This window comes from Enterobacter asburiae (assembly GCA_011754535.1).
GTDB classification, from domain to species: Bacteria; Pseudomonadota; Gammaproteobacteria; order Enterobacterales; family Enterobacteriaceae; genus Enterobacter; species Enterobacter cloacae_N.
The window spans coordinates 3,794,425-3,819,560 of the sequence record JAAQVN010000001.1 but is presented as its reverse complement, the minus strand read 5'-3'; the positions used below and the strand labels follow the sequence as shown (position 1 = coordinate 3,819,560).

At 56.3% G+C, this 25,136-nt stretch carries 22 protein-coding genes, 5 tRNA genes and 1 pseudogene; 16 read left to right on the top strand and 12 right to left on the bottom strand.

Annotated features, from left to right (window positions below; all coding sequences use genetic code 11):
- Positions 1-116: 116 nt before the first annotated feature.
- From pncC to HBM95_18000, 15 genes are all read left to right on the top strand, one after another.
- A complete protein-coding gene (pncC, locus tag HBM95_18070) occupies positions 117-614 on the top strand; it encodes a nicotinamide-nucleotide amidase (GenBank protein ID NIH44815.1) in 498 nt (165 codons plus the stop codon).
- An 89-nt stretch (positions 615-703) separates the two neighbouring features.
- Positions 704-1,762, top strand: coding sequence for a recombinase RecA (gene recA / locus HBM95_18065; protein NIH44814.1), 1,059 nt, complete (start codon positions 704-706; stop codon positions 1,760-1,762).
- A 68-nt stretch (positions 1,763-1,830) separates the two neighbouring features.
- Entirely contained in the window at positions 1,831-2,331 is a 501-nt protein-coding gene (gene recX / locus HBM95_18060; GenBank protein ID NIH44813.1) for a recombination regulator RecX, read from the top strand.
- 131 nt (positions 2,332-2,462) lie between these two features.
- Positions 2,463-5,090 carry an alanine--tRNA ligase gene (gene alaS / locus HBM95_18055; GenBank protein NIH44812.1) on the top strand — a complete coding sequence of 876 codons (2,628 nt, stop codon included), beginning with the start codon at positions 2,463-2,465 and terminating at the stop codon, positions 5,088-5,090.
- A 241-nt stretch (positions 5,091-5,331) separates the two neighbouring features.
- Complete coding sequence (gene csrA, locus HBM95_18050) at positions 5,332-5,517, top strand: carbon storage regulator CsrA (GenBank protein ID NIH44811.1); 186 nt, start codon at positions 5,332-5,334, stop codon at positions 5,515-5,517.
- A 342-nt stretch (positions 5,518-5,859) separates the two neighbouring features.
- Positions 5,860-5,952, top strand: a tRNA-Ser gene (locus tag HBM95_18045).
- Between the two features lie 4 nt (positions 5,953-5,956).
- Positions 5,957-6,033 (top strand) — tRNA-Arg (locus HBM95_18040).
- A gap of 64 nt (positions 6,034-6,097) precedes the next feature.
- Positions 6,098-6,174: transfer RNA gene (locus tag HBM95_18035), tRNA-Arg, on the top strand.
- A gap of 29 nt (positions 6,175-6,203) precedes the next feature.
- Positions 6,204-6,280: transfer RNA gene (locus tag HBM95_18030), tRNA-Arg, on the top strand.
- Positions 6,281-6,440: 160 nt separating this feature from the next.
- Positions 6,441-6,517, top strand: a tRNA-Arg gene (locus tag HBM95_18025).
- A gap of 125 nt (positions 6,518-6,642) precedes the next feature.
- Entirely contained in the window at positions 6,643-7,209 is a 567-nt protein-coding gene (gene yqaB, locus HBM95_18020; GenBank protein NIH44810.1) for a fructose-1-phosphate/6-phosphogluconate phosphatase, read from the top strand.
- Entirely contained in the window at positions 7,206-7,634 is a 429-nt protein-coding gene (locus HBM95_18015) for a DedA family protein (GenBank protein NIH44809.1), read from the top strand. The genes yqaB and HBM95_18015 overlap by 4 nt, the downstream gene beginning before the upstream one ends.
- Before the next feature lie 83 nt (positions 7,635-7,717).
- The gene (gshA, locus tag HBM95_18010) at positions 7,718-9,262 is read left to right on the top strand and encodes a glutamate--cysteine ligase (GenBank protein ID NIH44808.1); all 1,545 of its coding nucleotides are present in this window, start codon (positions 7,718-7,720) and stop codon (positions 9,260-9,262) included.
- Positions 9,263-9,415: 153 nt separating this feature from the next.
- The gene (luxS, locus tag HBM95_18005) at positions 9,416-9,931 is read left to right on the top strand and encodes an S-ribosylhomocysteine lyase (protein NIH44807.1); all 516 of its coding nucleotides are present in this window, start codon (positions 9,416-9,418) and stop codon (positions 9,929-9,931) included.
- Between the two features lie 54 nt (positions 9,932-9,985).
- Complete coding sequence (locus HBM95_18000) at positions 9,986-10,750, top strand: AraC family transcriptional regulator (protein NIH44806.1); 765 nt, start codon at positions 9,986-9,988, stop codon at positions 10,748-10,750.
- Here the strand turns inward: HBM95_18000 and leuA are convergent.
- From leuA to mprA, 4 genes are all read right to left on the bottom strand, one after another.
- On the bottom strand, positions 10,737-12,392 hold the full coding sequence (gene leuA, locus HBM95_17995) for a 2-isopropylmalate synthase (protein ID NIH44805.1): 1,656 nt from the start codon (positions 12,390-12,392) through the stop codon (positions 10,737-10,739). The genes HBM95_18000 and leuA overlap by 14 nt on opposite strands.
- Before the next feature lie 96 nt (positions 12,393-12,488).
- The gene (gene emrB, locus HBM95_17990) at positions 12,489-14,036 is read right to left on the bottom strand and encodes a multidrug efflux MFS transporter permease subunit EmrB (protein NIH44804.1); all 1,548 of its coding nucleotides are present in this window, start codon (positions 14,034-14,036) and stop codon (positions 12,489-12,491) included.
- Between the two features lie 16 nt (positions 14,037-14,052).
- Positions 14,053-15,225: a multidrug efflux MFS transporter periplasmic adaptor subunit EmrA gene (gene emrA / locus HBM95_17985; GenBank protein NIH44803.1), complete on the bottom strand. Its 1,173-nt coding sequence runs from the start codon at positions 15,223-15,225 to the stop codon at positions 14,053-14,055.
- Between the two features lie 128 nt (positions 15,226-15,353).
- Positions 15,354-15,884, bottom strand: coding sequence for a transcriptional repressor MprA (mprA, locus tag HBM95_17980; protein ID NIH44802.1), 531 nt, complete (start codon positions 15,882-15,884; stop codon positions 15,354-15,356).
- On the opposite strand from mprA, the pseudogene HBM95_17975 reads away from it, so the two are divergent.
- A pseudogene (locus HBM95_17975) lies at positions 15,855-15,936 on the top strand (hypothetical protein). The gene mprA and the pseudogene HBM95_17975 overlap by 30 nt on opposite strands.
- A 263-nt stretch (positions 15,937-16,199) precedes the next feature.
- On the opposite strand, the gene HBM95_17970 reads toward HBM95_17975, so the two are convergent.
- The 8 genes from HBM95_17970 to nrdH form a co-directional block, all read right to left on the bottom strand.
- Positions 16,200-17,384, bottom strand: coding sequence for an MFS transporter (locus tag HBM95_17970; GenBank protein ID NIH44801.1), 1,185 nt, complete (start codon positions 17,382-17,384; stop codon positions 16,200-16,202).
- Positions 17,385-17,595: 211 nt separating this feature from the next.
- Positions 17,596-18,591, bottom strand: a complete 996-nt coding sequence (gene proX, locus HBM95_17965; protein NIH44800.1) for a glycine betaine/L-proline ABC transporter substrate-binding protein ProX — start codon at positions 18,589-18,591, stop codon at positions 17,596-17,598.
- 9 nt (positions 18,592-18,600) lie between these two features.
- Positions 18,601-19,665: a glycine betaine/L-proline ABC transporter permease ProW gene (gene proW, locus HBM95_17960; protein NIH44799.1), complete on the bottom strand. Its 1,065-nt coding sequence runs from the start codon at positions 19,663-19,665 to the stop codon at positions 18,601-18,603.
- A complete protein-coding gene (gene proV, locus HBM95_17955; protein NIH44798.1) occupies positions 19,649-20,860 on the bottom strand; it encodes a glycine betaine/L-proline ABC transporter ATP-binding protein ProV in 1,212 nt (403 codons plus the stop codon). The genes proW and proV overlap by 17 nt, the downstream gene beginning before the upstream one ends.
- Before the next feature lie 329 nt (positions 20,861-21,189).
- Entirely contained in the window at positions 21,190-22,149 is a 960-nt protein-coding gene (gene nrdF / locus HBM95_17950; protein NIH44797.1) for a class 1b ribonucleoside-diphosphate reductase subunit beta, read from the bottom strand.
- Positions 22,150-22,158: 9 nt separating this feature from the next.
- Positions 22,159-24,303 carry a class 1b ribonucleoside-diphosphate reductase subunit alpha gene (nrdE, locus tag HBM95_17945; GenBank protein NIH44796.1) on the bottom strand — a complete coding sequence of 715 codons (2,145 nt, stop codon included), beginning with the start codon at positions 24,301-24,303 and terminating at the stop codon, positions 22,159-22,161.
- Complete coding sequence (nrdI, locus tag HBM95_17940; protein ID NIH44795.1) at positions 24,276-24,686, bottom strand: class Ib ribonucleoside-diphosphate reductase assembly flavoprotein NrdI; 411 nt, start codon at positions 24,684-24,686, stop codon at positions 24,276-24,278. The genes nrdE and nrdI overlap by 28 nt, the downstream gene beginning before the upstream one ends.
- Positions 24,683-24,922 (bottom strand): glutaredoxin-like protein NrdH, encoded by a 240-nt coding sequence (nrdH, locus tag HBM95_17935; GenBank protein ID NIH44794.1) that lies wholly within the window; start codon positions 24,920-24,922, stop codon positions 24,683-24,685. Before nrdH ends, nrdI begins: the two co-directional genes overlap by 4 nt.
- Positions 24,923-25,136 lie beyond the last annotated feature (214 nt).

The window sequence follows — 25,136 nt, the reverse complement described above, 5'->3', positions numbered from 1 at the left end:
GGTGCGCCCGCACCGGCTTTTTTCTGAAGCCCCCTCGTAAAACCTGAAGCGCATCCCCATATCTGACGAGAAAGTGCTATCTTGTGCTGCACGTTTTTCTCAAGCCTGGAGCAAGAATGACTGACCATGAATTGATGCAGCTTAGCGAGATCGTTGGCCTTGCACTGAAGCAGCGTGGCGCGACAATTACCACCGCAGAATCCTGCACCGGCGGCTGGGTGGCGAAAGCGATTACCGATATCGCCGGCAGTTCCGCCTGGTTTGAACGCGGCTTTGTGACCTACAGTAACGAAGCTAAGGCGCAGATGATTGGCGTGCGCGAAGCCACGCTGGAACAGCATGGCGCGGTCAGTGAACCGGTTGTCATTGAAATGGCCATTGGCGCGCTGAAAGAGGCGCGGGCAGATTACGCCGTTTCCATCAGCGGTATCGCGGGGCCCGACGGCGGCAGCGACGTGAAGCCTGTCGGCACCGTCTGGTTCGGGTTTGCCACGTCCAAAGGGGAAGGGATCACCCGCCGGGAGTGCTTCAGCGGCGATCGTGAAAGTGTGCGTCGTCAGGCAACCGTGTATGCGTTAAAAACGCTCTGGCAACAATTTCTACAAAACACTTGATACTGTATGACCATACAGTATAATTGCACCAACAGAACAGAAGTCCATGGTGAAGCGCAGTTGCTTCTCCCGGCATGACAGGAGTAATAATGGCTATCGACGAAAACAAACAGAAAGCGTTGGCGGCAGCACTGGGCCAGATCGAAAAGCAATTCGGTAAAGGCTCCATCATGCGCCTGGGTGAAGACCGTTCCATGGATGTGGAAACTATCTCCACCGGTTCGCTTTCTCTGGATATCGCACTGGGCGCGGGCGGTTTGCCGATGGGGCGTATCGTAGAAATCTACGGTCCGGAATCCTCAGGTAAAACGACTCTGACCCTGCAGGTTGTTGCAGCGGCGCAGCGTGAAGGTAAAACCTGTGCGTTTATCGATGCCGAGCACGCGCTGGACCCGGTCTATGCCCGTAAGCTGGGCGTTGATATCGACAACCTGCTGTGTTCCCAGCCGGATACCGGCGAGCAGGCGCTGGAAATTTGTGACGCGCTGGCGCGCTCTGGTGCGGTTGATGTGATCATCGTCGACTCCGTTGCGGCGCTGACGCCAAAAGCGGAAATCGAAGGTGAAATCGGTGACTCTCACATGGGCCTCGCGGCACGTATGATGAGCCAGGCGATGCGTAAGCTGGCCGGTAACCTGAAGCAGTCCAATACGCTGCTGATCTTCATCAACCAGATCCGTATGAAAATTGGTGTGATGTTCGGTAACCCGGAAACCACCACCGGTGGTAACGCGCTGAAATTCTACGCCTCTGTCCGTCTGGATATCCGCCGTATCGGCGCGGTGAAAGAGGGCGAGAACGTGGTGGGTAGCGAAACCCGCGTGAAGGTTGTGAAGAACAAAATCGCCGCACCGTTCAAACAGGCTGAGTTCCAGATCCTCTACGGCGAAGGTATCAACTTCCTCGGCGAGCTGGTTGACCTGGGCGTGAAAGAGAAGCTGATTGAAAAAGCGGGCGCCTGGTACAGCTACAACGGTGACAAGATTGGTCAGGGTAAAGCGAATGCTATCTCCTGGCTGAAAGAGAACCCGGCTGCGGCGAAAGAGATTGAGAAGAAGGTGCGTGAGCTTCTGTTGAACAACCAGGACTCCAAACCTGATTTCGTGGTGGATGCTGCGGATGCTGAAGAAACCAACGAAGACTTTTAAGTCTCTCGTATAAAGATGAAGGGCTGCTGACGCGGCCCTTTTTGCATTTCTGAATCTGCAGGTTTTTTATGAGTGAACCGACATCACGTCGACCCGCCTACGCGCGCTTGCTGGACCGTGCGGTACGCATTCTCGCCGTGCGCGACCACAGTGAGCAGGAGCTGCGGCGGAAGCTGTCAGCGCCCGTCATGAGCAAAAACGGGCCGGAAGAGATTGATGCCACTGCGGAAGACTACGACCGCGTGGTGGCCTGGTGCTATGAGCATCATTACCTGGACGATGACCGCTTTGCCTCGCGCTTTCTCGCCAGCCGCGGCCGTAAAGGGTATGGGCCCGCGCGCATCCGGCAGGAGCTGAACCAGAAAGGGGTAGCCAGGGAGTCCATCGAAAAAGCGATGCGCGAAAGCGACACCGACTGGTGCGAGCTGGCAAAAGAGCAGGCTATTCGTAAATACGGCGAACCGCTGCCGCGTGAATTTTCAGAAAAAGTCAAAATCCAGCGCTTTTTGCTCTACCGCGGCTTTCTGATGGAAGATATTCAGGATATCTGGCGTAATTTTGCCGATTGAACGCATGCGGGATTTTACTTCCCACTAAAGAAAACTTATCTTATTCCCACTTTTTCCAGTAGCTGGTCTGTCCAACGGTTTACCGATACAGGCTGGCTACGACATTTCGTTAGCTTGATTTCAGGATAATTATGAGCAAGAGCACCGCTGAGATCCGTCAGGCGTTTCTCGATTTTTTCCATAGTAAGGGACACCAGGTTGTTGCCAGCAGCTCCCTGGTACCGAACAACGATCCGACTCTGCTGTTTACCAACGCCGGGATGAACCAGTTCAAGGATGTGTTCCTTGGTCTCGACAAGCGTAATTATTCCCGCGCTACAACCTCACAGCGTTGCGTGCGTGCGGGCGGTAAACACAACGACCTGGAAAACGTCGGTTACACCGCGCGTCACCACACCTTCTTCGAAATGCTGGGTAACTTCAGCTTCGGCGACTACTTCAAACACGATGCCATTCAATATGCGTGGGAACTGTTAACCGGTGAAAACTGGTTCAACCTGCCGAAAGAGCGTCTGTGGGTTACCGTCTATGAAACCGATGACGAAGCGTTCGAAATCTGGGAAAAAGAGGTCGGTATCCCGCGCGAGCGTATTATTCGCATCGGTGATAACAAAGGCGCGCCATATGCGTCTGATAACTTCTGGCAGATGGGTGATACCGGTCCTTGCGGTCCGTGCACCGAGGTCTTCTACGATCATGGCGACCACATCTGGGGCGGCCCTCCAGGTAGCCCGGAAGAAGACGGCGATCGCTATATTGAGATCTGGAACATCGTCTTCATGCAGTTCAACCGTCAGGCTGACGGCACCATGGAGCCGCTGCCGAAGCCGTCCGTTGATACCGGTATGGGCCTGGAGCGTATCGCCGCGGTTCTGCAGCACGTTAACTCCAACTACGAGATTGACCTGTTCAGCACCCTGATCAAAGCCGTTGCAGAAGTGACCGGCGCGACCGATCTGAACAACAAATCGCTGCGCGTTATCGCAGACCATATTCGTTCCTGTGCGTTCCTGATTGCTGACGGCGTTATTCCGTCGAATGAAAACCGTGGCTACGTGCTGCGTCGCATCATTCGTCGTGCGATCCGTCACGGCAACATGCTGGGCGCGAAGGACACCTTCTTCTACAAACTCGTTGGGCCGCTGATTGGCGTGATGGGTTCAGCCGGTGACGAGCTGAAACGCCAGCAGGCGCAGGTTGAGCAGGTTCTGAAAACCGAAGAAGAGCAGTTTGCCCGTACGCTGGAGCGCGGCCTGGCGCTGCTGGACGAAGAGCTGGCGAAGCTTAAGGGCGACACGCTGGACGGCGAAACCGCTTTCCGCCTGTACGATACCTACGGCTTCCCGGTTGACCTGACGGCGGACGTTTGCCGCGAGCGCAACATCAAGGTTGATGAAGCAGGCTTTGAAGCCGCGATGGAAGAGCAGCGTCGCCGTGCGCGTGAATCCAGCGGTTTCGGTGCAGACTACAACGCGATGATCCGCGTTGATAGCGCGTCTGAATTTAAAGGTTATGAAGCGCTGGAACTGACCGGCAAAGTGACCGCCCTGTTTGTTGACGGTAAAGCCGTAGACAGCATCAGCGCGGGCCAGGAAGCCGTCGTCATTCTGGACAAAACCCCGTTCTATGCGGAATCCGGTGGCCAGGTTGGCGATAAAGGCGAACTGAAAGGCAACGGCTTTAGCTTCAGCGTAAGCGACACCCAGAAATACGGTCAGGCGATTGGTCACCAGGGCAAACTGGTTTCCGGTTCTCTGAAAGTGGGCGAGGGCGTACAGGCTAACGTTGATGAAGCACGCCGCGCGCGTATTCGCCTGAACCACTCTGCAACCCACCTGATGCACGCTGCTCTGCGCGACGTGCTGGGCACCCACGTTGCACAGAAAGGTTCTCTGGTTAACGACAAGGTGCTGCGTTTCGACTTCTCGCATTTTGAAGCGATGAAACCGTCTGAAATCCGCGCGGTGGAAGACCTGGTGAACGCGCAGATCCGTCGTAACCTGCCAATCGAGACCCACATCATGGATCTTGAGGACGCGAAGAAAAAAGGTGCGATGGCGCTGTTTGGCGAGAAATATGACGAGCGCGTTCGCGTGCTGAGCATGGGTGACTTCTCTACCGAGCTGTGCGGCGGTACTCACGCCTCGCGCACCGGTGACATCGGCCTGTTCCGCATTGTTTCCGAATCCGGTACGGCGGCAGGTGTGCGTCGTATTGAAGCGGTAACCGGTGAAGGCGCAATCGCCAGCCTGCATGCGCAGAGCGATCAGCTGCACGACATCGCGCAGCTGCTGAAAGGCGATAGCCAGAACCTGAGCGAGAAAGTGCGCGTTGCGCTGGATCGTACCCGTCAGCTGGAAAAAGAACTTCAGCAGCTGAAAGAACAGGCTGCGGCGCAGGAGAGTGCAAACCTCTCCAGCAAAGCGGTAGACATTAAGGGCGTCAAACTGCTGGTCAGCGATCTGGCGGGCGTGGAGCCTAAGATGCTGCGTACTATGGTCGACGATCTGAAGAACCAGCTTGGTTCAACGGTTATCGTGCTGGCGACGGTGGCAGAAGGTAAGGTTTCTCTGATTGCGGGCGTCTCTAAGGATGTGACCGACCGCGTTAAAGCAGGGGAACTGATTGGTATGGTCGCCAAGCAGGTGGGCGGTAAGGGTGGCGGTCGTCCGGACATGGCGCAAGCCGGTGGTACGGATGCGGCGGCACTTCCTGCAGCATTAGCCAGCGTTGAAAGCTGGGTGAGCGCGAAATTGTAATAACTACAAAGCACAATCAGACGCCATAGCGGTAACGTTATGGCGTCTTGTTCACTGTGCTATCGATAACGATAAAGTCAGGTTGAGTTTGTGTATATCGGCTAAACTTACGTTTAACAGAATGTGATGCCGTGACTGCTTACACTTTACGTGTTTGTCATCGCTTACTTTTTGGCGTTATATGATGGATAATGCCGGGATACAAGAGACCCGACTCTTTTAATCTTTCAAGGAGCAAAGAATGCTGATTCTGACTCGTCGAGTTGGTGAGACCCTCATGATTGGGGATGAGGTCACCGTGACAGTTTTAGGGGTAAAGGGTAACCAGGTACGTATTGGTGTTAACGCTCCTAAAGAAGTATCTGTCCACCGTGAAGAGATCTACCAGCGTATCCAGGCTGAAAAATCCCAGCAGTCCAGTTACTGATATTGTCGCGTCTCGCTGTCGGGCGAGACGCAACCCTCCCGCTATTTTTCCTGCTTAAAGTTACCGTTTAATTTCAATCGCTCTCTTTTTAACCACTACGTTGCCCTTAACTCGTCTCAACACCGCCATTTCGTCAGATGTTTTCTGTGGCGTTGCCTGCAAAATCCGCTTATAAAACACCCTCTTTGCGGCTTTTACATGCGAATTGCGTGTGATTTGTGCAAACGATAAAAGCTTTTGGAAAATTGTTTGACTTATAAGTCCCAGAAAGTAATATATGCGCCACGCAGCGACGAGAAGCTCTTAACGAGTAACTCGAAGCACTCGAAAGAGGCGTTGTGTGGTGAGGTGGCCGAGAGGCTGAAGGCGCTCCCCTGCTAAGGGAGTATGCGGTCAAAAGCTGCATCCGGGGTTCGAATCCCCGCCTCACCGCCATTTTGCATCCGTAGCTCAGCTGGATAGAGTACTCGGCTACGAACCGAGCGGTCGGAGGTTCGAATCCTCCCGGATGCACCATCTATTACTTCATATTGCTTTAGAAGTGATATGAATATCGAGCAGTACAGTAGTAAATCCCGATGCATCCGTAGCTCAGCTGGATAGAGTACTCGGCTACGAACCGAGCGGTCGGAGGTTCGAATCCTCCCGGATGCACCATTTACTATTTCTGAAAGCAGTACCCTGATGCATCCGTAGCTCAGCTGGATAGAGTACTCGGCTACGAACCGAGCGGTCGGAGGTTCGAATCCTCCCGGATGCACCATATTCTCCGAGATAATAGCCACGCTGTTGTTTCAAGGTCTGCGAGTTAATCGCGAGTACCAGGGAGGATAACGTTGCTTCAGCAACGGCCTGCAGGGCGAGGCGCAGCCGAGTAATCCTCCCGGATGCACCATTTACTGTTTCTAAAAGCATTTCCCGATGCATCCGTAGCTCAGCTGGATAGAGTACTCGGCTACGAACCGAGCGGTCGGAGGTTCGAATCCTCCCGGATGCACCATCTCTTCTGCCTTTCCCTTCGATGTTTAGTTCTTAATCACTCTCGTTGTTATCATTTCGCAATCAGCGACAAAAACCACCTTTTACGATAAAGTAATGCTTTGTTAATCGTTTAGCGAGAGCACGATGTACGCACAGTATGACGGTTTGATCTTCGACATGGATGGCACCATCCTGGATACCGAACCCACGCATCGTCAAGCCTGGACCGAGGTCCTTGGCCGCTACGGCATACGTTTCGACCTTCAGGCGATGATTGCCCTCAACGGATCCCCTACCTGGCGTATTGCGCAGGCCGTGATTGAACTGAATCAGGCCGATCTCGACCCACACCTTCTCGCGCGTGAAAAAACCGATGCGGTAAAAGCCATGCTTTTAGATACCGTACGCCCTCTGCCACTGATTGATGTGGTAAAAGAGTGGCACGGGCGTCGCCCGATGTCTGTCGGTACGGGCAGCGAGAGCGCGATAGCAGAAGCGTTGCTCAACCATCTTGGCCTGCGCCACTATTTTTCTGCCGTGGTTGCCGCCGATCATGTTAAAAATCACAAGCCCGCACCGGACACCTTTCTGCTCTGCGCAGAATTAATGGGCGTACCGGCGGCAAAATGCGTCGTGTTTGAAGATGCCGATTTCGGTATTCAGGCCGCGCGTGATGCCGGAATGGATGCGGTGGATGTGCGCTTGCTGTGAGTGACGCGCTGTCACTTGCCTCATTATTCGCCAGCAGTTTTCTAAGCGCCACGCTGTTACCGGGAAATTCGGAAGTGGTGCTGGTGGCGATGCTGTTGTCCGGCGTCAGTCAGCCCTGGCTGCTTGTATTAATAGCAACAATGGGTAATAGCCTTGGAGGGCTGACTAACGTTATTCTTGGGCGTTTCTTTCCGCTGCGCGAAAAGTCGCGCTGGCAGGAAAAGGCAGTCGGCTGGCTAAAACGCTATGGCGCTGCCACGCTGTTATTAAGCTGGATGCCTGTAATAGGCGATTTACTGTGTCTGCTGGCGGGATGGATGCGCATCTCCTGGGGACCGGTGCTCTTTTTTTTGTGCCTTGGCAAGGCGTTGCGCTATGTTCTCGTGGCGTGGGCAACACTACAGGGTATGACGTGGTGGCACTAATTGGTGGAATGAATACGCGACCTTCAATCGTCAACCATTACAATTATGCTGAGTAACATTACTTTGACAGGCGGGAGGTCAAATTGATCCCGGACGTATCTCAGGCGCTGGCCTGGCTGGAAAACCACCCTCAGGCTCTGAAGGGTATTCAGCGTGGTCTTGAGCGTGAAACGCTGCGCGTTAACGCGGACGGTAGCTTAGCGACGACGGGTCACCCGAAGGCGTTAGGCTCGGCGCTGACACATAAATGGATCACAACCGATTTCGCTGAAGCGCTGCTGGAGTTCATTACGCCGGTGGACGGCGATATCGATCATATGCTGACGATCCTGCGCGATATCCATCGCTACACCGCGCGCAATCTTGGCGATGAGCGCATGTGGCCGCTCAGCATGCCGTGCTATATCGAGCAGGGCCAGGAGATTGAGCTGGCGCAGTACGGCACGTCAAACATTGGCCGGCTGAAAACGCTCTATCGCGAAGGTCTGAAAAATCGCTACGGCGCACTCATGCAGACTATCTCTGGCGTGCACTACAATTTCTCTTTGCCGATGGCGTTTTGGCAGGCGAAGGGGGGAGAAACGGATAAAGAAGCGATCTCCGCCGGTTATTTCCGTCTGATTCGCAACTATTACCGTTTCGGCTGGGTGATTCCGTATCTGTTTGGCGCGTCGCCTGCCATTTGCTCATCGTTCCTGCAGGGGAAACCGACCACGCTGCCGTTCGAAAAGACGGAGTGCGGAATGTACTATCTCCCGTACGCGACTTCTCTGCGCATGAGCGATCTGGGCTATACCAATAAATCGCAAAGCAATCTCGGTATTACGTTTAACGAATTGCACGAATATGTGGCAGGATTGAAGCGGGCGATCAAAACCCCGTCGGAAGAGTACGCGAAATTCGGCCTCGAAAAAGACGGAAAGCGCCTGCAAATCAACAGTAACGTATTGCAGATTGAAAACGAACTGTATGCGCCAATTCGTCCGAAGCGCGTGACGCGCAGCGGAGAAACGCCGTCGGATGCGCTGCAGCGCGGCGGCATTGAATACATTGAAGTGCGCTCGCTGGATATCAACCCGTTCTCACCGATTGGCGTTGACGAGCAGCAGGTTCGCTTCCTGGATCTGTTTATGGTCTGGTGCGCGCTGGCGGATGCGCCGGAAATGAGTTCAGACGAATTGCTTTGTACGCGCACGAACTGGAACCGCGTAATTCTGGAAGGGCGCAAGCCTGGCCTGACGTTAGGCATTGGCTGCGAAACGGCGCAGTTCCCGCTGGCTAAGGTGGGTAAAGATCTGTTCCACGACCTGAAGCGTGTTGCCCGGACAATGGACAGCATCGACGGCGGCGACGCGTATCAACAGATCTGCGACCAACTGGTGGAAAGTTTTGATAATCCGGAACTGACGTTCTCTGCGCGCATTCTGCGTTCTATGATTGATCAGGGCATTGGCGGCACGGGGCGTTCACTCTCAGCGGAGTACCGTGAGATGCTGATGCAGGAGCCGTTAGAAGTGCTGAGCGAAGCGGATTTTGTCGCGGAGCGCGAGGCGTCCGTTGTGCGTCAGAAAGAGGTTGAAGCGGCGGATACCGAGTCGTTTGAGGCGTTTCTGGCGAAGCAGGCTTAAGCAGAAAAGAAAAAGGCCACATCGCTGTGGCCAAAATATACATCTCTGAATTCAGGGATGATGATAACAAATGCGCGTCTTTCATATACTCAGACGCGCGTTCTGTAGAAGAGTTCAGTTTATTTTAAAAAAAATCACTATCGGAGGTGACGTATGCCGTTATTAGATAGCTTTACTGTCGACCATACCCGTATGGAAGCACCTGCAGTCCGCGTGGCGAAGACCATGCATACCCCGCACGGCGACACGATCACCGTCTTCGATCTGCGCTTCTGCGTGCCGAATAAAGAAGTGATGCCGGAGAAAGGCATTCACACTCTGGAACACCTGTTCGCCGGTTTCATGCGTGACCACCTGAACGGCAACGGCGTTGAGATCATCGACATTTCTCCGATGGGCTGCCGTACCGGCTTTTACATGAGCCTGATTGGTCAGCCGGAAGAGAAACGCGTCGCCGATGCGTGGAAAGCGGCCATGGAAGACGTGCTGAAGGTGAAAGAGCAGAACCAGATCCCTGAGCTGAACGTTTACCAGTGCGGAACTTACCAGATGCACTCTCTGGAAGAAGCGCAGGACATCGCCCGTCACATCATCGAGCGTGACGTTCGCGTGAACAGCAACGAAGAGCTGGCCCTGCCAAAAGAAAAACTGCAGGAGCTGCACATCTAGTGCACCTTTTCCCTCTCCCACCGGGAGAGGGTAGGGTGAGGGTGGTTTAACCCCATGACCACAACCTCTACGTTCTCCTTTACCCATCGTCCCCTCGTTCCGTTTGCCCATGATTACGTTCACGGCGACAGCGAGCCGTGGCACGAGCACGACTGCGCGCAGCTGCTGCACAGCCTGACGGGCGTCGTGCGGGTCGATACGGCATCAGGCTGTTGGGTTGTTCCTCCCGGGCGCGGCGTCTGGCTACCGGCGGGAACACAGCACTCGCTTCGCATCACCGGCAACGTTGCAGCGCGAACGCTGTTTGTCGATCCGCTGGCGCGGGCCGATCTCCCGGCCACCTGCCAGATCGTGCAGATCGCGCCGCTGTTGCGCGAGCTTATCCTCGTCTCCCTTACTTTACCTGAATCGTACTCACCGGGAAGCCGGGATGAGCGCGTCTATGAGCTCATTCTGGATGAAATTCGCACTATGCCGGTGCTGCCGTTTCACCTGCCGGAGCCGGAAAGTGAGGCGTTACGCCAGCTGTGTCGGCAGGTCCGTCAGGCACCAGGTGAAAGCTGGAGCGGTCAACAGAGCGCGAGCCTGCTCGGCATGAGCGAGCGCACCCTGAACCGCCATTTTCAGCAGCAGACGGGGTTAAGCTACGGCGAGTGGTTGAGAAGGGCGCGTCTGCTGGAAGCCTTAGTGCGGCTGGCGCAGGGCCAGCCGGTATTACGCGTGGCGCTGGATCTGGGATATGGCAGCCACAGCGCCTTTACGGCAATGTTCCGCCGGGTGATGGGCCTTTCACCCAGCGATTACTTTAAGAACGACTAACCGCGTTAAACAGAGCCTGAAGCGACGCGCGCGCCACGTCGCTGTCAATGCCCACGCCCCAGCTGCTGGTGCCGTCCTGGAACAGGCAGCGAATATAGGCCACCGAGCGGCTGTCGCTGCGTTCGCCCAGCGTATGCTCGTGATAATCCTTAATCACAAACGGCGCGTTGACCCAGCGGCTTAAACCCTGAGCGGCAGCGGAGAGCAGCCCGTTACCCTGACCCTCCAACTGACGGGTTCCCCCCTGCGTGACGACGCTTGCCGTCAGCCGCAGCTGGCCATCCTGCTGGCCCTCACTGCGGTAGGATTGCAGCGCAAACTGCGGCGTGGTCACCAGCCCGTAGCGGGTGCGGAACAGCTGCCAAAGCGCGTTCTGCGTCATCTCTTTTCCGTGGCGGTCGGTTTCCTGCTGCACGTGCTGGCTGAAATCCTGCTGCAGGGCGCGGGGCAGTTTCAGCCCATGATTTTGCTCGATAAGCCACGCGCTGCCGCTTTTTCCTGACTGGCTGTTCACGCGGATCACCGCTTCGTAGGTGCAGCCGATATCCTGTGGATCAACGGGCAGATAGGGCATCTCCCAGCGATCGCCAGGCCTGCGGGCATCAAAGCCTTTCTTGATGGCATCCTGGTGCGAACCGGAGAAGGCAGTATAGGCCAGCCGTCCTGCCCACGGATGGCGCGGGTGCACCGGCAGCTGATTGCAGGTTTCCACCGTTTCCACCACCCGGTTCATGTCGCTGAAATCCAGATTCGGGCTAATGCCCTGGCTGTAGAGGTTCATCGCCAGCGTCACCAGACAGACGTTACCCGTGCGTTCACCGTTGCCGAACAGACAGCCCTCCACGCGGTCCGCGCCCGCCATTACGGCCAGCTCGGCGCTGGCAACGCCGGTACCTCGGTCATTATGCGGATGCACGCTGATGCAGACGTCGCGGCGGCGGCTGAAGTGGCGACAGAAATACTCAATTTGGTCGGCATAGACGTTTGGCGTGCTGACCTCGACGGTGGCGGGTAAGTTGATAATCATCGGACGCGCATCGCACGGCTGCCAGATCTCCGCCACGGCTTCACAAATCTCCAGCGCAAACTCCGGCTCGGTAAAGCAGAAGGTTTCCGGGGAGTACTCGTACTGCCAGCAGGTATCCGGGTTCTCTTCGCACAGCTGGCGGATAAGGCGCGTGGCGCGCGTGGCCAGCTCGACGATCTGCGCTTTCTCCATGCCGAATACCAGGCGGCGGAACAGCGGGGCGGTGGCGTTATACAGGTGGATGGTCGCCTGCTTCGCGCCACGCAGGGATTCGAAAGTGCGATGAATGAGATCTTCCCGCGCCTGAGTTAACACCTGAATCGTGACGTCATCCGGGATGCGGTTCTCTTCGATCAGCTGGCGCACAAAGTTGAAGTCGGTCTGCGAGGCGGACGGGAAGGCCACCTCTATTTCTTTAAACCCGCAGCCCAGCAGCAGGTCCCAGAACTGCAGCTTGCGCGCGCTGTCCATCGGCTCGGCAAGCGCCTGGTTGCCGTCGCGTAAGTCGGTCGAGAGCCAGCGCGGCGCGCGAGTGATGCGTTGCTCCGGCCAGCGACGGTCGGGCAATGAAACGGTGGGATAGGGTTGGTATTTGTCGGCGGGTGTGTTCAGCATGATGCGCTCCTGTTGTCTTTTCACTATCGTGAATTGATTTCAGGAGCGCTGCTTTATCGAAACTGACAATCGCTGTCGCGTTCTGGACAACGCGAATTAGTGCGCGCCACCGCCGCCGCTACCGGCGCCAAACGGCGGTTTAGCAAACCACACCAGCCCCAGCAGGACGATGAAGATCCCCGCCGATATCCAGAAAATCTCGTTCGCCGAGATAATCAGCCCCTGGTTAGTGATCTGCTGGGCAATCCAGCCGGAGGCCTGCTGCTCCGTCATCCCCATCCCCTCTAGCTGGCTGTACATCTGCTGAGCGTTAGGGTTGAACGGGTTCACCGCTTCGGTCAGCTGGGCATGGTGCATCGATTCACGGTTGGTCCACAGCGTGGTGGTGATCGACGTGCCGATAGAGCCCGCCAGCGTACGGGTGAAGTTCGACAGGCTCGATGCTGCCGCCATGCGCTCGGGCGGCAAGCCGGAGAGCGTAATGGTGGTCAGCGGCATAAAGAAGCACGCCACGGCAAAGCCCTGAATGAACTGCGGCCACGCGGAGGCGCCAAAGTCCATTCCCGGTTCGAACGTATACGCGCGCCAGTAGAAGCACACGGCGTACATAATGAAGCTGAACGTCACCAGCCTGCGCATATCGAGCTTATGGGCAAAGCGGCCAATAATCGGCGACAGCAGAACCGGTATTAACCCGACAGGCGCAGACGCCAGCCCCGCCCAGGTCGCGGTATAACCGTACACCTCCTGCAGCAGCTGCGGCAGCAGAACAATCGCGCCGAAGTAGAGCATATAGGCGAGGCTGATACACAGACAGCCGATAGTGAAGTTTCGCGATTTGAAGAGCGAGAGATCGACTATCGGGTTATCGTCCGTCAGCTCCCAGACAATCAGGAAGCTAATGGCGACCACGGCGACCACCGTCAGCACGATGATTTCCGTAGAAGCAAACCAGTCCAGCTCTTTACCGCGGTCGAGCATGATCTGCAGGCTACCGATGCCGACAACCAGCAGCGCCAGCCCGATGCCGTCAATGCGCCGCTGTTCGGTCCGCGTTTCGCGACCGCGCAGAGACTGCAGCGTCATCAGCACCACCAGCGCACCGATGGGCACGTTGATGAAGAAGATCCAGCCCCAGTGGTAGTTATCGCTGATATAGCCGCCGAGGATAGGCCCGCAAATCGGCGCGACAATCACGGTCATCGACCACAGCGCCAGCGCGATGGAGCGTTTGGCAGGCGGATAGTTGTTCAGCAGCAAACTCTGGGACAGCGGGATCAGCGGCCCGGCGACAATCCCCTGAATGACGCGGAAGAAGATCAGCATCGTCAGGCTGCTGGACATGCCGCACGCCCAGGAGGCCAGCACGAACAGGATTGTCGACCAGAGGAACAGCTTCACCTCACCGACGCGCTTCGCCAGCCAGCCGGTGATCGGAATGGAGATGGCGTTTGCCACCCCAAACGAAGTAATGACCCAGGTCCCCTGGCTCAGCGACGAGCCAAGGTTACCGGCGATCGTTGGGATCGCCACGTTTGCGATGGTGGAGTCCAGCACCTGCATGAATGTCGCCAGCGACAGCGCGATGGTCATAATGACCAGCTGCGCGCCTTCCAGCGGTTTTTGCGGCTTTTGCTGTTGCATAACGCTCACCTTCGGATTAACCGGCGTTTGCCTTCACGATGTCATCGATCAGCTTGTTGACCGGATCGAGGCTAATTTCACGGGCGTTACTTTCATAAGCCGGCGTGCTTCGCACCTGGCTTGCGAGGATTTGACCGTCGCGGTTGGCGGTATCGACCGTCACAAGCGTTGAGAGGCCGATACGCAGCGGGTGATCCGCCAGCTGTTTGGCATCCAGTTCGATACGCACGGGCAGACGCTGAACCACTTTGATCCAGTTACCGGTGGCGTTCTGCGCAGGCAGCAGGGAGAAGGCGCTGCCGGTCCCCATATCCAGGCCAACCACTTTCCCGGTGTACTTCACGTCATCGCCGTAGATGTCGCTGACGACCGTCGCGGTCTGGCCGATACGCATATGGGCAAGCTGCGTCTCTTTAAAGTTAGCGTCTACCCACAGGTTGTCCGCCGGCACGACCGCCATCAGCGGCGTGGTTGGGCTAATCTGCGCTCCTGGCTGGACGGAACGGCGGGAGACGTAACCGGTCATCGGGCTGACGATTTTAGTACGCTGCAGGGCAAGCCACGCGTTGCGCACTTCGGTCGCTGCCTGCTGCACGGCGGGCTGGTTTTCCAGGCTGGTGCCGAGCACCATCGCCTGGTTGGCGTTGTACTGCTGAATGGCCACGTCAAGCTGTGCCTGAGCGCTGGCAACCGCGTCGCGCGCGTGCTGCAGCTCTTCACGGCCAATCAGGTTGGCGGTGCCGAGCGGAACGCGGCGGTTCAGGTCGCTCTGCGCCTGCGCCAGCGCGGTTTTCTGCACGTCGATGTTGGCCTGCAGCTGCTTACTGTTGATCATCAGCTGGCGGGTCTGACGGACGCTGGAGGCCAGCGCGGTCTGGGCTTTCTCAAAGGCCTGCTGGGCATCGGTTGGATCGAGGGTCACCAACACATCGCCTTTTTGCACAAAGTCGGTATTGTCAGCCCAGACTTTCGTCACGCTGCCCGACACCTGCGCCATAATCTGTACCTGGTTCCCTGCCACGTATGCGTCGTCAGTCTCTTCTGCATGACGCAATACTAAAAACCAATAGATCCCATATGCCACGGCAGTAATAATAAAGAGCAAGGTCAACAGAAGAAGGGCACTTTTACGTTTGCCTTTCTTGTTGGCCGGTTGCTGCGGGGTAGTGCTCTCCGCATTTGCGCTCATTGTTGTTCTCCACGATCTTCTTATTTTCACATCGGCTGAGCCGACCTGTTGTCAGAAAGGCCAGCAGTGTGACGTGCTGGCCTGTCGGTTTTCTTTTATAAATCTGGATTGTTGAGCGTGTCGTCGCGTTAGCGCAGCGCCTCAAGAACTGCGCCTTCTTCATCCATCTGGTCCAGACGGGTGAGCAGCTTGCGAGTGATGTGCTCAAGCTGGTCGCGCTCGGCGGTGCTGAGGGCAGACCAGAGTTTGTGCAGGCAATTGTGCTGAGGTGGCAGCACCTCACGCAGGAACTGGTGACCTTTATCGGTCAATTGCAGATGCAGGCAGCGGCGATCGTTATCGCTTTCACGGCGCTCAATCCAGCCGCGCTTTTCCAGTTCATCAGCAATACGGGTCGCATTGGTACGGGACGATCCCAGCGCGCAGCTCAGCTCAGAAGGCTGAATACTGTGGTTTTCCTGAGACTCCAGCGTAATCAACGCCATAAACAACGTCTCGTTAATCCCTTGAGCTTTCAGCATTTTATTACGATTTTCCAGCAGCTTACCCTGCATGTGCATGCACAGGCGGGTCAGCAGGATCTCCTGATACGGGAAGTCCTCATGACGACTGGCGCGGAATTTAAGCATTTGTTCAATGGGCGTAAACGAACTATCCATTTTGGGCATAACCTCATTAATTACAGCCGATATAGTAACGATGGTGACAAATAATGTAAATGGATTATTTGTGCGGTTATATCCGCCAAATGAATGCCACCATCAGAAAGCGCCGGGTAAGTCCGTGACCCGGTGAGCACAGAAAGCGTAGGGTATGAACCCGCTGAAGAGAGGATGTGAGGACGGGGGTCTGAACTATTCATGCCAATTGTAGATATGTCACCCACATTAAAATTTCTGGGATAAATGATTACGTTTACATTAACAGACTGCCGGGCCCCTTTACACCCTAAGAGGCCCAAAGCAATGTAAAACTTAGTGAATTGCTTCCTGACGATGGTAGCCGCGCCACCACACAACAAGGTTAAGCGCGGCGACGATTGCGCCAATTCCGCACACACCTGACCAGCCGGCGTGCTGCCATGCCGACGCTGAAATTAACGAACCTGCTGCCCCACCAATGAAGTAGCTGGTCATGTATCCGGCCGTGAGGCGGTTACGCGCCTCGGGCTTCACGCGGTAAATCACGGTCTGGTTGGTGATATGCACACCCTGTACGGTGAGATCCAGCACCAGAATACCGACGATCAGCGCCAGCACCGAGACGTGTCCATACCAGATAGCCGCCCAGGAGAGCAGAAGCAAAACCAGTCCGGCGGTCGTGGTGATATGCGATTTGCCTTTGTCGGCCAGCCCGCCTGCCGGGCGCGCGCCCAATGCACCGGCGGCACCGGCCAGGCCGAACAGACCAATCACCCCTTCTGAATAGTTAAACGGCGGTGCAGCGAGCAGAAATGCCATCGACGTCCAGAGAATGCTGAAGTTAGCGAAGGTTAGACACCCCAGCAGAGCGCGGGTGCGCAGCAGTTTATCCTGCGTGAACAGGCTAAACACGGAGGCCAGAAGCTGCGGGTAATTCAGGTGGTTCTCCTGCTTCACCTTCGGCAGCCCGCGCCACAGCGCCAGCGCCATCACCACCATCAATACGCTCGCCACCCAGTAAACGGTGCGCCAGCCGCCGAGGCTTGCCAGCAGCCCGGCAACGGTACGCGCCAGCAGGATCCCGAGCAGCAGGCCGCTCATGATAGTGCCCACTACCTTGCCGCGTTTTTCCGGGGAGGCGAGGGTTGCCGCGAGGGGCACCAGAATTTGCGCGACGACGGAAAACAGTCCCGTTAGCGCGGTGCCGACGATCATCATCGTCAGCGACTGGCTGCTGGCGGTGATCAACATGCCGCCTGCTGCCAGAAGCGTCATCGAAACAATCAGCATCCGGCGTTCAAACATATCACCGAGCGGCACCAGGAACAGCAGCCCGGCGGCGTAGCCAAGCTGTGCGGCGGTGACGATAAAGCCTGCCGAGCTGGCGGAAAGGTCAAACGCGCGGGCGATAGTATCGAGCAGAGGCTGCGCGTAATAGTTGCTGGCGACTGCCAGACCCGTTGCCACGGACATCAAAAGGATGAGTGCGGGACTAAGCCCTTGAGTTGTTTTCGTCATTGGTTTCAGGAATCGTTAGTTAAGTGATTATTTTTCCGGAAACTATAATAACCAATGATTGTGAATGTTGGGGGATTGTTATGTGTGTGTTTGTGCGGTTTGGGTTGGGTGCGGTTTGAGCCCCTCACCCCGGCCCTCTCCCCGAAGGGGAGAGGGTGTATAAAGTCCCCTCTCCCCTTCGGGGAGAGGGTTAGGGTGAGGGGTGTTGTTTTTACTTCTGCGCTTCAAGCGCCTCTTTCACCCAGCCGTCAAACTGCTGCTGGTGAGCTTTGATCCAGCCGTCCACGTGGCCTTTCACATCCGCCTCAGAGGATTTGCCCGCGTGCATCATCGCATTCTGGGCGTTGATATCCGCCAGCGGCAGCTTCATCACCGAGAACAGCTTCGCCGCCGACGGGTTTTTCTCCGCCCAGGCTTTATTAGCCACGATATGCATGGTGTTCACCGGGAAGCCGTAGTTCATGCCGTTCGGCAGTTTGGTGTCGATATCTTTCTGCTCGCCCGGCAGGGAGGAGAACGGTACCTGCAGCCACACCACGTCTTTACCCGGCTTCAGCACGTCGCTCACCCAGTACGGTGTCCAGGTATAGTAGATCACCGGTTTCCCCTCTTTAAAGCGGGCAATGGTGTCGGCCATCATCGCTGAATAGTTGCCGTGGCTCACGTCGACGGTTTTCGCCAGATCGAAAGCTTTGTTCTGGTGGTTAATCACCGCCTCACAGCCCCAGCCCGGCGAGCAGCCCATCATGTCGGCCTTGCCGTCACCGTTGGTGTCGAACAGTCTGGCGATCTTCGGATCTTTCAGCTGTTCAATATTGGTGATGTGATACTTATCGGCGGTTTTCTTGTCGATCAGATAACCCTGCGCCGCACCCGTCACGAAGGTGCCTTCGCGATAGAATTTCTTGTCGCCACCGGCGGCGGCATACATGTCGTCGTGCAGCGGCTGCCAGTTCACCGCGGTAAAGGTGGCGTCACCGGAGGCAATCGAGGTGTAGCCCACGTTGTAATCCACTTCGCTCGGCGTGTTGACCGTATAGCCCAGCTTCTCCAGCGCGCGGCTGACGATCAGGGTCTGGAAGCTCTCTTCCGAAATGGTGCTCTGCACCGGCTGCACGGTAATGCCTTTACCCGGCAGGTCAGCGGCAAACGCGCTGGTGGAGACAAGGGTGGCAAACGCTGTAGCAAAAAGTACGCTCTGTCGCATCGTTGTTCCTTATTTTGTAAATGGGCGGGTCAGTAACCCGACGGGGCCGGTGGTATACCAGCGACGGTTGCCGCGACTGCGTGAATCACGACCGACGGCCTGAGTCAGGCGATCGAGAATAATGGCGAGGATCACAATCCCGACGCCGCCAACGGTGGCCAGCCCCATGTCGAGACGGCCAATGCCGCGCAGCACCATCTGGCCCAGTCCGCCAACGGCGATCATCGAGGCGATCACCACCATCGACAGGGCCAGCATCAGCGTCTGGTTAACGCCTGCCATGATGGTCGGCATCGCCAGCGGGAGCTGAACCTTAAACAGCATCTGGCGCGGGCTGGCACCAAACGAGCGCGAGGCCTCAATCAGATCCGCAGGTACCTGGTTAATCCCCAGGATGGTCAGACGAATAATCGGCGGCAGGGCGAAGATAATGGTCACCACCACGCCCGGCACGTTACCGATGCCGAACAGCATCACGATAGGCACCAGATAGACGAACGCCGGCGTGGTCTGCATTGCATCCAGCAGCGGACGAATAATCTTCGCGGCCCGCGGGCTGCGCGCCAGCCAGATCCCCATCGGTAGCCCGATGACGATGCAGAAGAGCAGGGCGGTCAGCACCAGCGCCAGCGTGATCATTGCCTGCGACCACGCGCCAATCGCGCCGATGGCAATCAGCGAAATCAGCGTGGCGATGCCCATCCCCGCGCTGCCGAACTGCCAGGCAATCAGGGAGAACAGGATAATGGCCACCGGCGCAGGCATGCCCAGCATCAGCTGCTGGAAGCCGTTCAGGATGTAGTCCACCGGGACGCGGATCCCCTGGAACACCGGACGGAAGTGCGTGACCACCCAGTCGATCCCCTCCGTAACCCAGCTGTCCAGCGGGATCAGGGTTTTATGGAACGGATCCATGATGTTGAAGTGTTCTGGCGCAGGCGCGGGTGCGCTGTTCAGCCAGTCTGCCGCGCCGCCGCCGTCGGCAGGTGCAGGCGTGGAGCCCCATGCGTCGGCGGATTGCGCAGCGCTGTCCGCTGCCTCTGTGGTGCCCCACGGGTTAGTTTGATCGGTCATTGTTTGCCCCCTCGCGATCTAAAGCCTGCAGCAGCATCCGTTTGGAGATGATGCCGACGTACTGTTGTTCCTCACCCACGACCGGCACGGCGCACGGCGCCTGGCCCACGTGAGAGAGCAACTCGCTGAGCGGCGTTTCGGCGTCCACGGCAAGCGGAGCGTCAATTAACGCCGCATCGATCCCCTGATTTTCGCTAAGCGCGGTTTTCAGAGAGTCGATGGAGACAATGCCGACAAATTTATTGCCGCGTTCAACCAGATACCCGTATTCACGGTCTTCGTCCTGCAGCAGCTTAAGGGCGGAGCGCGGGCCGAAGCCTGGCGTTTTACGGATAATGCCGTTCGGCGTTCGGCGCGCAATATCTTTAGCGCTAAATACCTGGCTAATATCCACGCCGCGGAAGAAGGTTCGCACGTAATCATTCGCCGGATTATTCAGAATTTCATCCGGCGTGCCGACCTGCACCACCTCTCCGTTTTGCATAATGGCAATTCGGTCGCCAATACGCATGGCTTCGTCTAAATCGTGGGAAATAAAGACAATAGTTCGCTGATGTCTGGCCTGTAATTTTACCAGCTCATCCTGCATCTCGGTGCGAATTAACGGATCGAGGGCTGAGAAGGCTTCATCCATTAATAATATGTCTGGATTAATGGCCAACGCGCGGGCTAATCCCACGCGCTGACGCATACCGCCGGAAAGTTCATCCGGATACGCGTGAGCATAATTCTCAAGCCCCACCTGACGCAGGGCATCAAGGGCTTTTTCCTGACGTTCCTGAGCGGGCGTGCCGGCTAATTCCATGCCAAAGGCGGTATTATCCAGCACCGTCATGTGCGGCATCAGCGCGAATGACTGAAACACCATTGCGATCTTCTTTCTGCGCACCTCGCGAAGCTCGGCGTCTGATATTCTGGCGATATCCACGCCGTCAATCAGCACCTGCCCGCGGGTGGGTTCAATCAGGCGATTGAGAAGGCGAACCATAGTGGATTTACCCGAACCGGATAACCCCATGATGACAAAAATCTCGCCTTCTTCAATGGCCAGACTGGCGTCTTTAACGCCAAGCGATAGCCCGGTTTTTTCCAGAATTTGCTCTTTCGAAAGGCCTTTCTCAATATATTTGAATGCGCGCTGCGGGTGCTCGCCAAATACTTTATAAAGATTTTTCACTTCTAATTTAATTGCCATGCAATAGAGAGTGTCCTGTTATTTGTTTATGTCGATATGATTACCATGGTAAATTGTTAACGGGCATAACCCTAACATACTCAGAATCTGAGACAACCCTGGGTTTGCTTATGACGTGAATTTTCAGGTAAGCGAAGCGGCTGAATTTCCCATGAATAAAGGGCTGAGGGCAGTTTGAATTTTTCTCATTTTTTTGCTGCGGCATCAGGAAATTTCGCCTGAATCGGAATGATTCAGGCGAATATGACGCGGAAATTACAGTGTAGATGTTTTGTAAATATTAGAGAGAATTGTTGGGTTTATATTAAATTAACGAACGTTAGCGTTCATTAAAAATCCCAGTCTTCATCCTCGGTTTCCACCGCTTTACCCATCACGTACGACGAGCCGGACCCGGAGAAGAAGTCGTGGTTTTCATCGGCATTCGGCGACAGCGCCGCCAGGATCGCCGGGTTCACCTCCGCCATCTCCGGCGGGAACAGCGCGTCGTAACCAAGGTTCATCAGCGCTTTGTTCGCGTTGTAGCAGAGAAACGCTTTTACGTCCTCTTCCCAGCCCGTTCCGGCGTACAATTCTTCGGTATAGCTCAGTTCGTTGTCGTACAGATCCATCAGCAAATCGAGCGCAAAACCTTTGAGCTCCTCGCGTTTCTCCGGACTGACTTTCTCCAGCCCTTTCTGGTATTTATAGCCGATGTAATACCCGTGAACCGCCTCGTCACGAATGATGAGCCGAATCAAATCGGCGGTGTTGGTGAGCTTGCCCCGGCTCGACCAGTACATGGGCAGCCAGAAGCCGGAATAGAAGAGGAAGGATTCCAGGAACACGCTGGCGATCTTCTTCTTCAGCGGCTCGTCGGCGCGGTAATATTTCAGCACCAGCTCCGCCTTTCGCTGCAACGACTCGCTCTCTTCACTCCAGGCGTAGGCCGCGTCCACGTCTTTGGTCTGGCACAGCGTGGAGAAAATCGAGCTGTAGGAGCGGGCATGTACCGCTTCCATAAAGCTGATGTTCGACATCACCGCCTCTTCGTGCGGCGTCAGCGCGTCGCTCATCAATGCGGGGGCACCCACGGTATTCTGGATGGTGTCCAGCAGCGTCAGGCCGGTAAAGACGCGGATCGTCAGCTGCTGCTCGGCGTGGCTCAGCGTCTGCCAGGCCGGAATATCGTTTGAGAGTGGCACCTTTTCCGGCAGCCAGAAGTTGCTGGTCAGGCGGTTCCACACCTCCAGGTCTTTATCATCCTGGATTTTATTCCAGTTAACGGCACTCACGCGTGACAGTTTCATCCTTTCTCCTTACAGCGCGCAGGACACGCAGCCTTCGATTTCGGTACCTTCCAGCGCAAGCTGGCGCAGGCGAATGTAGTAGAGCGTTTTGATGCCTTTCTTCCAGGCGTAGATCTGCGCTCTGTTGATATCCCGCGTGGTGGCGGTGTCCGGGAAGAAGAGCGTCAGCGACAGCCCCTGATCCACGTGCTTTGTCGCTTCGGCGTAGGTATCGATGATTTTTTCCGGGCCGATCTCATACGCATCCTGGTAAAGCGCCAGGTTCTCGTTGGTCATAAACGGGGCGGGGTAGTAAACGCGCCCGGTTTTGCCTTCCTTACGAATTTCAATTTTCGACACGATCGGGTGAATGCTCGACGTGGCGTGGTTGATGTAGGAAATCGAACCGGTTGGCGGCACGGCCTGCAGGTTCTGGTTGTAGATGCCGTAGCGCATCACGTCGTCGCGCAGCTGCTGCCACATCTGGCGCGTTGGCAGGGTAATCCCCGCGCGGGCGAACAGTTCGCGCACTTTTTCGGTTTTTGGCTGCCAGTCGCCTTCCAGATACTGGCTGAAATACGCCCCGCTGGCATAGCGCGACTGCTCAAAGCCTGCGAACCGCTGGCTGCGCTCGCGCGCCAGTATCATCGAGGTGTGCAGCGCGTGCCAGGTGACGGTGTAGAAATAGAGGTTGGTGAAATCCAGCCCTTCCGGACTGCCGTAGGCGATACCTTCCCGCGCCAGATAACCGTGCAGGTTCATCTGCCCCAGGCCAATGGCATGCGATGCGGTATTACCCGCCTCGATGGAGGGCACGCTGCGGATGTGGCTCATGTCTGAGACCGCCGTCAGCCCGCGAATGGCGGTCTCCACCGTGCGGCCAAAATCCGGCGAATCCATGGTGTGAGCAATATTGAGCGACCCGAGGTTGCAGGAGATATCTTTGCCGATCTCCGCGTAGTCCAGGTTCTCGTCGTAGGCTGACGCGCTGTTGACCTGCAAGATCTCCGAGCACAGGTTGCTCATGTTGATACGTCCGGCGATCGGGTTCGCGCGGTTCACCGTGTCCTCAAACATGATGTACGGATAGCCGGACTCAAACTGAATTTCGGCCAGCGTCTGGAAGAAATCGCGGGCGTTGATGTATTTTTTACGAATGCGCTCGTCGGCCACCAGCTCGTCGTACAGCTCGCTGATGGCCACGTCGCCAAACGCTTTGCCGTAAATACGCTCAATATCATAGGGCGAGAAGAGCGCCATCTCGGCATTCTCTTTAGCCAGTTTAAAAGTAATATCCGGGATCACCACGCCGAGCGACAGGGTTTTGATGCGGATTTTTTCGTCGGCGTTTTCGCGTTTGGTATCGAGAAAACGCAGAATGTCCGGGTGATGCGCATGCAGGTAAACCGCCCCCGCGCCCTGACGTGCGCCAAGCTGGTTGGCATAGGAGAACGCGTCTTCCAGCATCTTCATCACCGGGATTACCCCGGAGGACTGGTTTTCGATGCGCTTGATCGGCGCACCCGCTTCACGCAGGTTCGAGAGCAGAAACGCCACGCCGCCGCCGCGTTTGGAAAGCTGCAGCGCCGAGTTCACCGCGCGACCAATCGACTCCATATTGTCCTCGATGCGCAGCAGGAAGCAGGAGACCAGCTCGCCGCGCTGGGCTTTACCGCAGTTGAGAAAGGTCGGCGTGGCGGGCTGGAAGCGGCCGGAGAGGATCTCCTCCGTCAGCCTTTCGGCCAGCGCTTCGTCGCCCTGGGCCAGCGTCAGCGCCACCATCACGGTGCGGTCTTCAAAGCTTTCCAGGTAGCGTTTGCCGTCGAAGGTTTTCAGGGTGTAGCTGGTGTAATACTTCCACGCCCCGAGGAAGGTCTGGAAACGAAAACCGCTGGCATGGGCGCGCTCAAACAGATTCACCACGAAAGCGCGGTTATAGCGGGCCAGCGCGCGTTCCTCGTAATAACCTTCGTTAACCAGATAGTCGAGACGTTCCTGCTGGCTGCCAAAAGCGACGCTGTTCGGACGGACGTGGGCCGCGAAAAAGGCTTCTACCGCCTCGCGATCTTTGCCAAACTGAATGCGCCCCTCCCGGTCATAGAGGTTAAGCATCGCGTTTAATGCGTGGCAGTCCGGCGTTGCCTGAATTACCCGTTCTGCGGTTGTCGTTGCCAAAATTCGTTCACTCCTTTACGCACGTTTTCTACGTCCTGCTGTGTCCCCATCAGTTCGAAACGATAGAGATACGGCACGCCGCATTTTTGAGAGATGACATCCCCGGCGCGGCCATACGCATCGCCGAAATTACGATTGCCCGCCGCGATCACGCCCCGAATCAGCTCCCGGTTATGAGGATCGTTCAGAAAGCGGATCACCTGGCGAGGCACCGCTCCCGCCGTACCGCCCCCGCCATAGCTGGGCACCACCAGAATGTAAGGTTCGTCTACCTGAATACGCTCCCGCTCGTTGAGCGGAATACGCACCGCAGGCAACCCGAGGCGCTCAATAAAGCGGAGCGTGTTTTCCGAGCTGCTGGAAAAGAAGACCAGCCTGCTCATGCACGCGTGGCCTGAGCGCTGAGGCGGTTAATCATGTCCGGGCGAAAGCCAGACCAGCTGGTGTCACCGGCAACCACCACCGGAAGCTGACGAAATCCCTGCGCGCGCAGGGTATCGGTGGCCTCGGGCTTCTGGTCGATATTCACCATCTCAAACGCCACGCCGCGGCTCTCCATCGCCCGTTTGGTGGCGTGGCACTGAACACAGTCATTACGAGTGTAAATAATAATGCTCATAATTCGTATTTCCATTTAGAATGAGAAAAGGGCGCGAGTTAACGCGTCAGGTAGTGTGTGTCTTTCTAAAGGGAATACTAGATGTAGTTGAGATAAGATTCAACCATACAAGATATGGGAAATTCAGATTGATGTTGCCCTGATGATGAGCACAGCGGGGCAGGGCTGGCTGTACGGGTTTTTCGGGTGTGTAGGCAAAGAAAAGCCCCGGCAC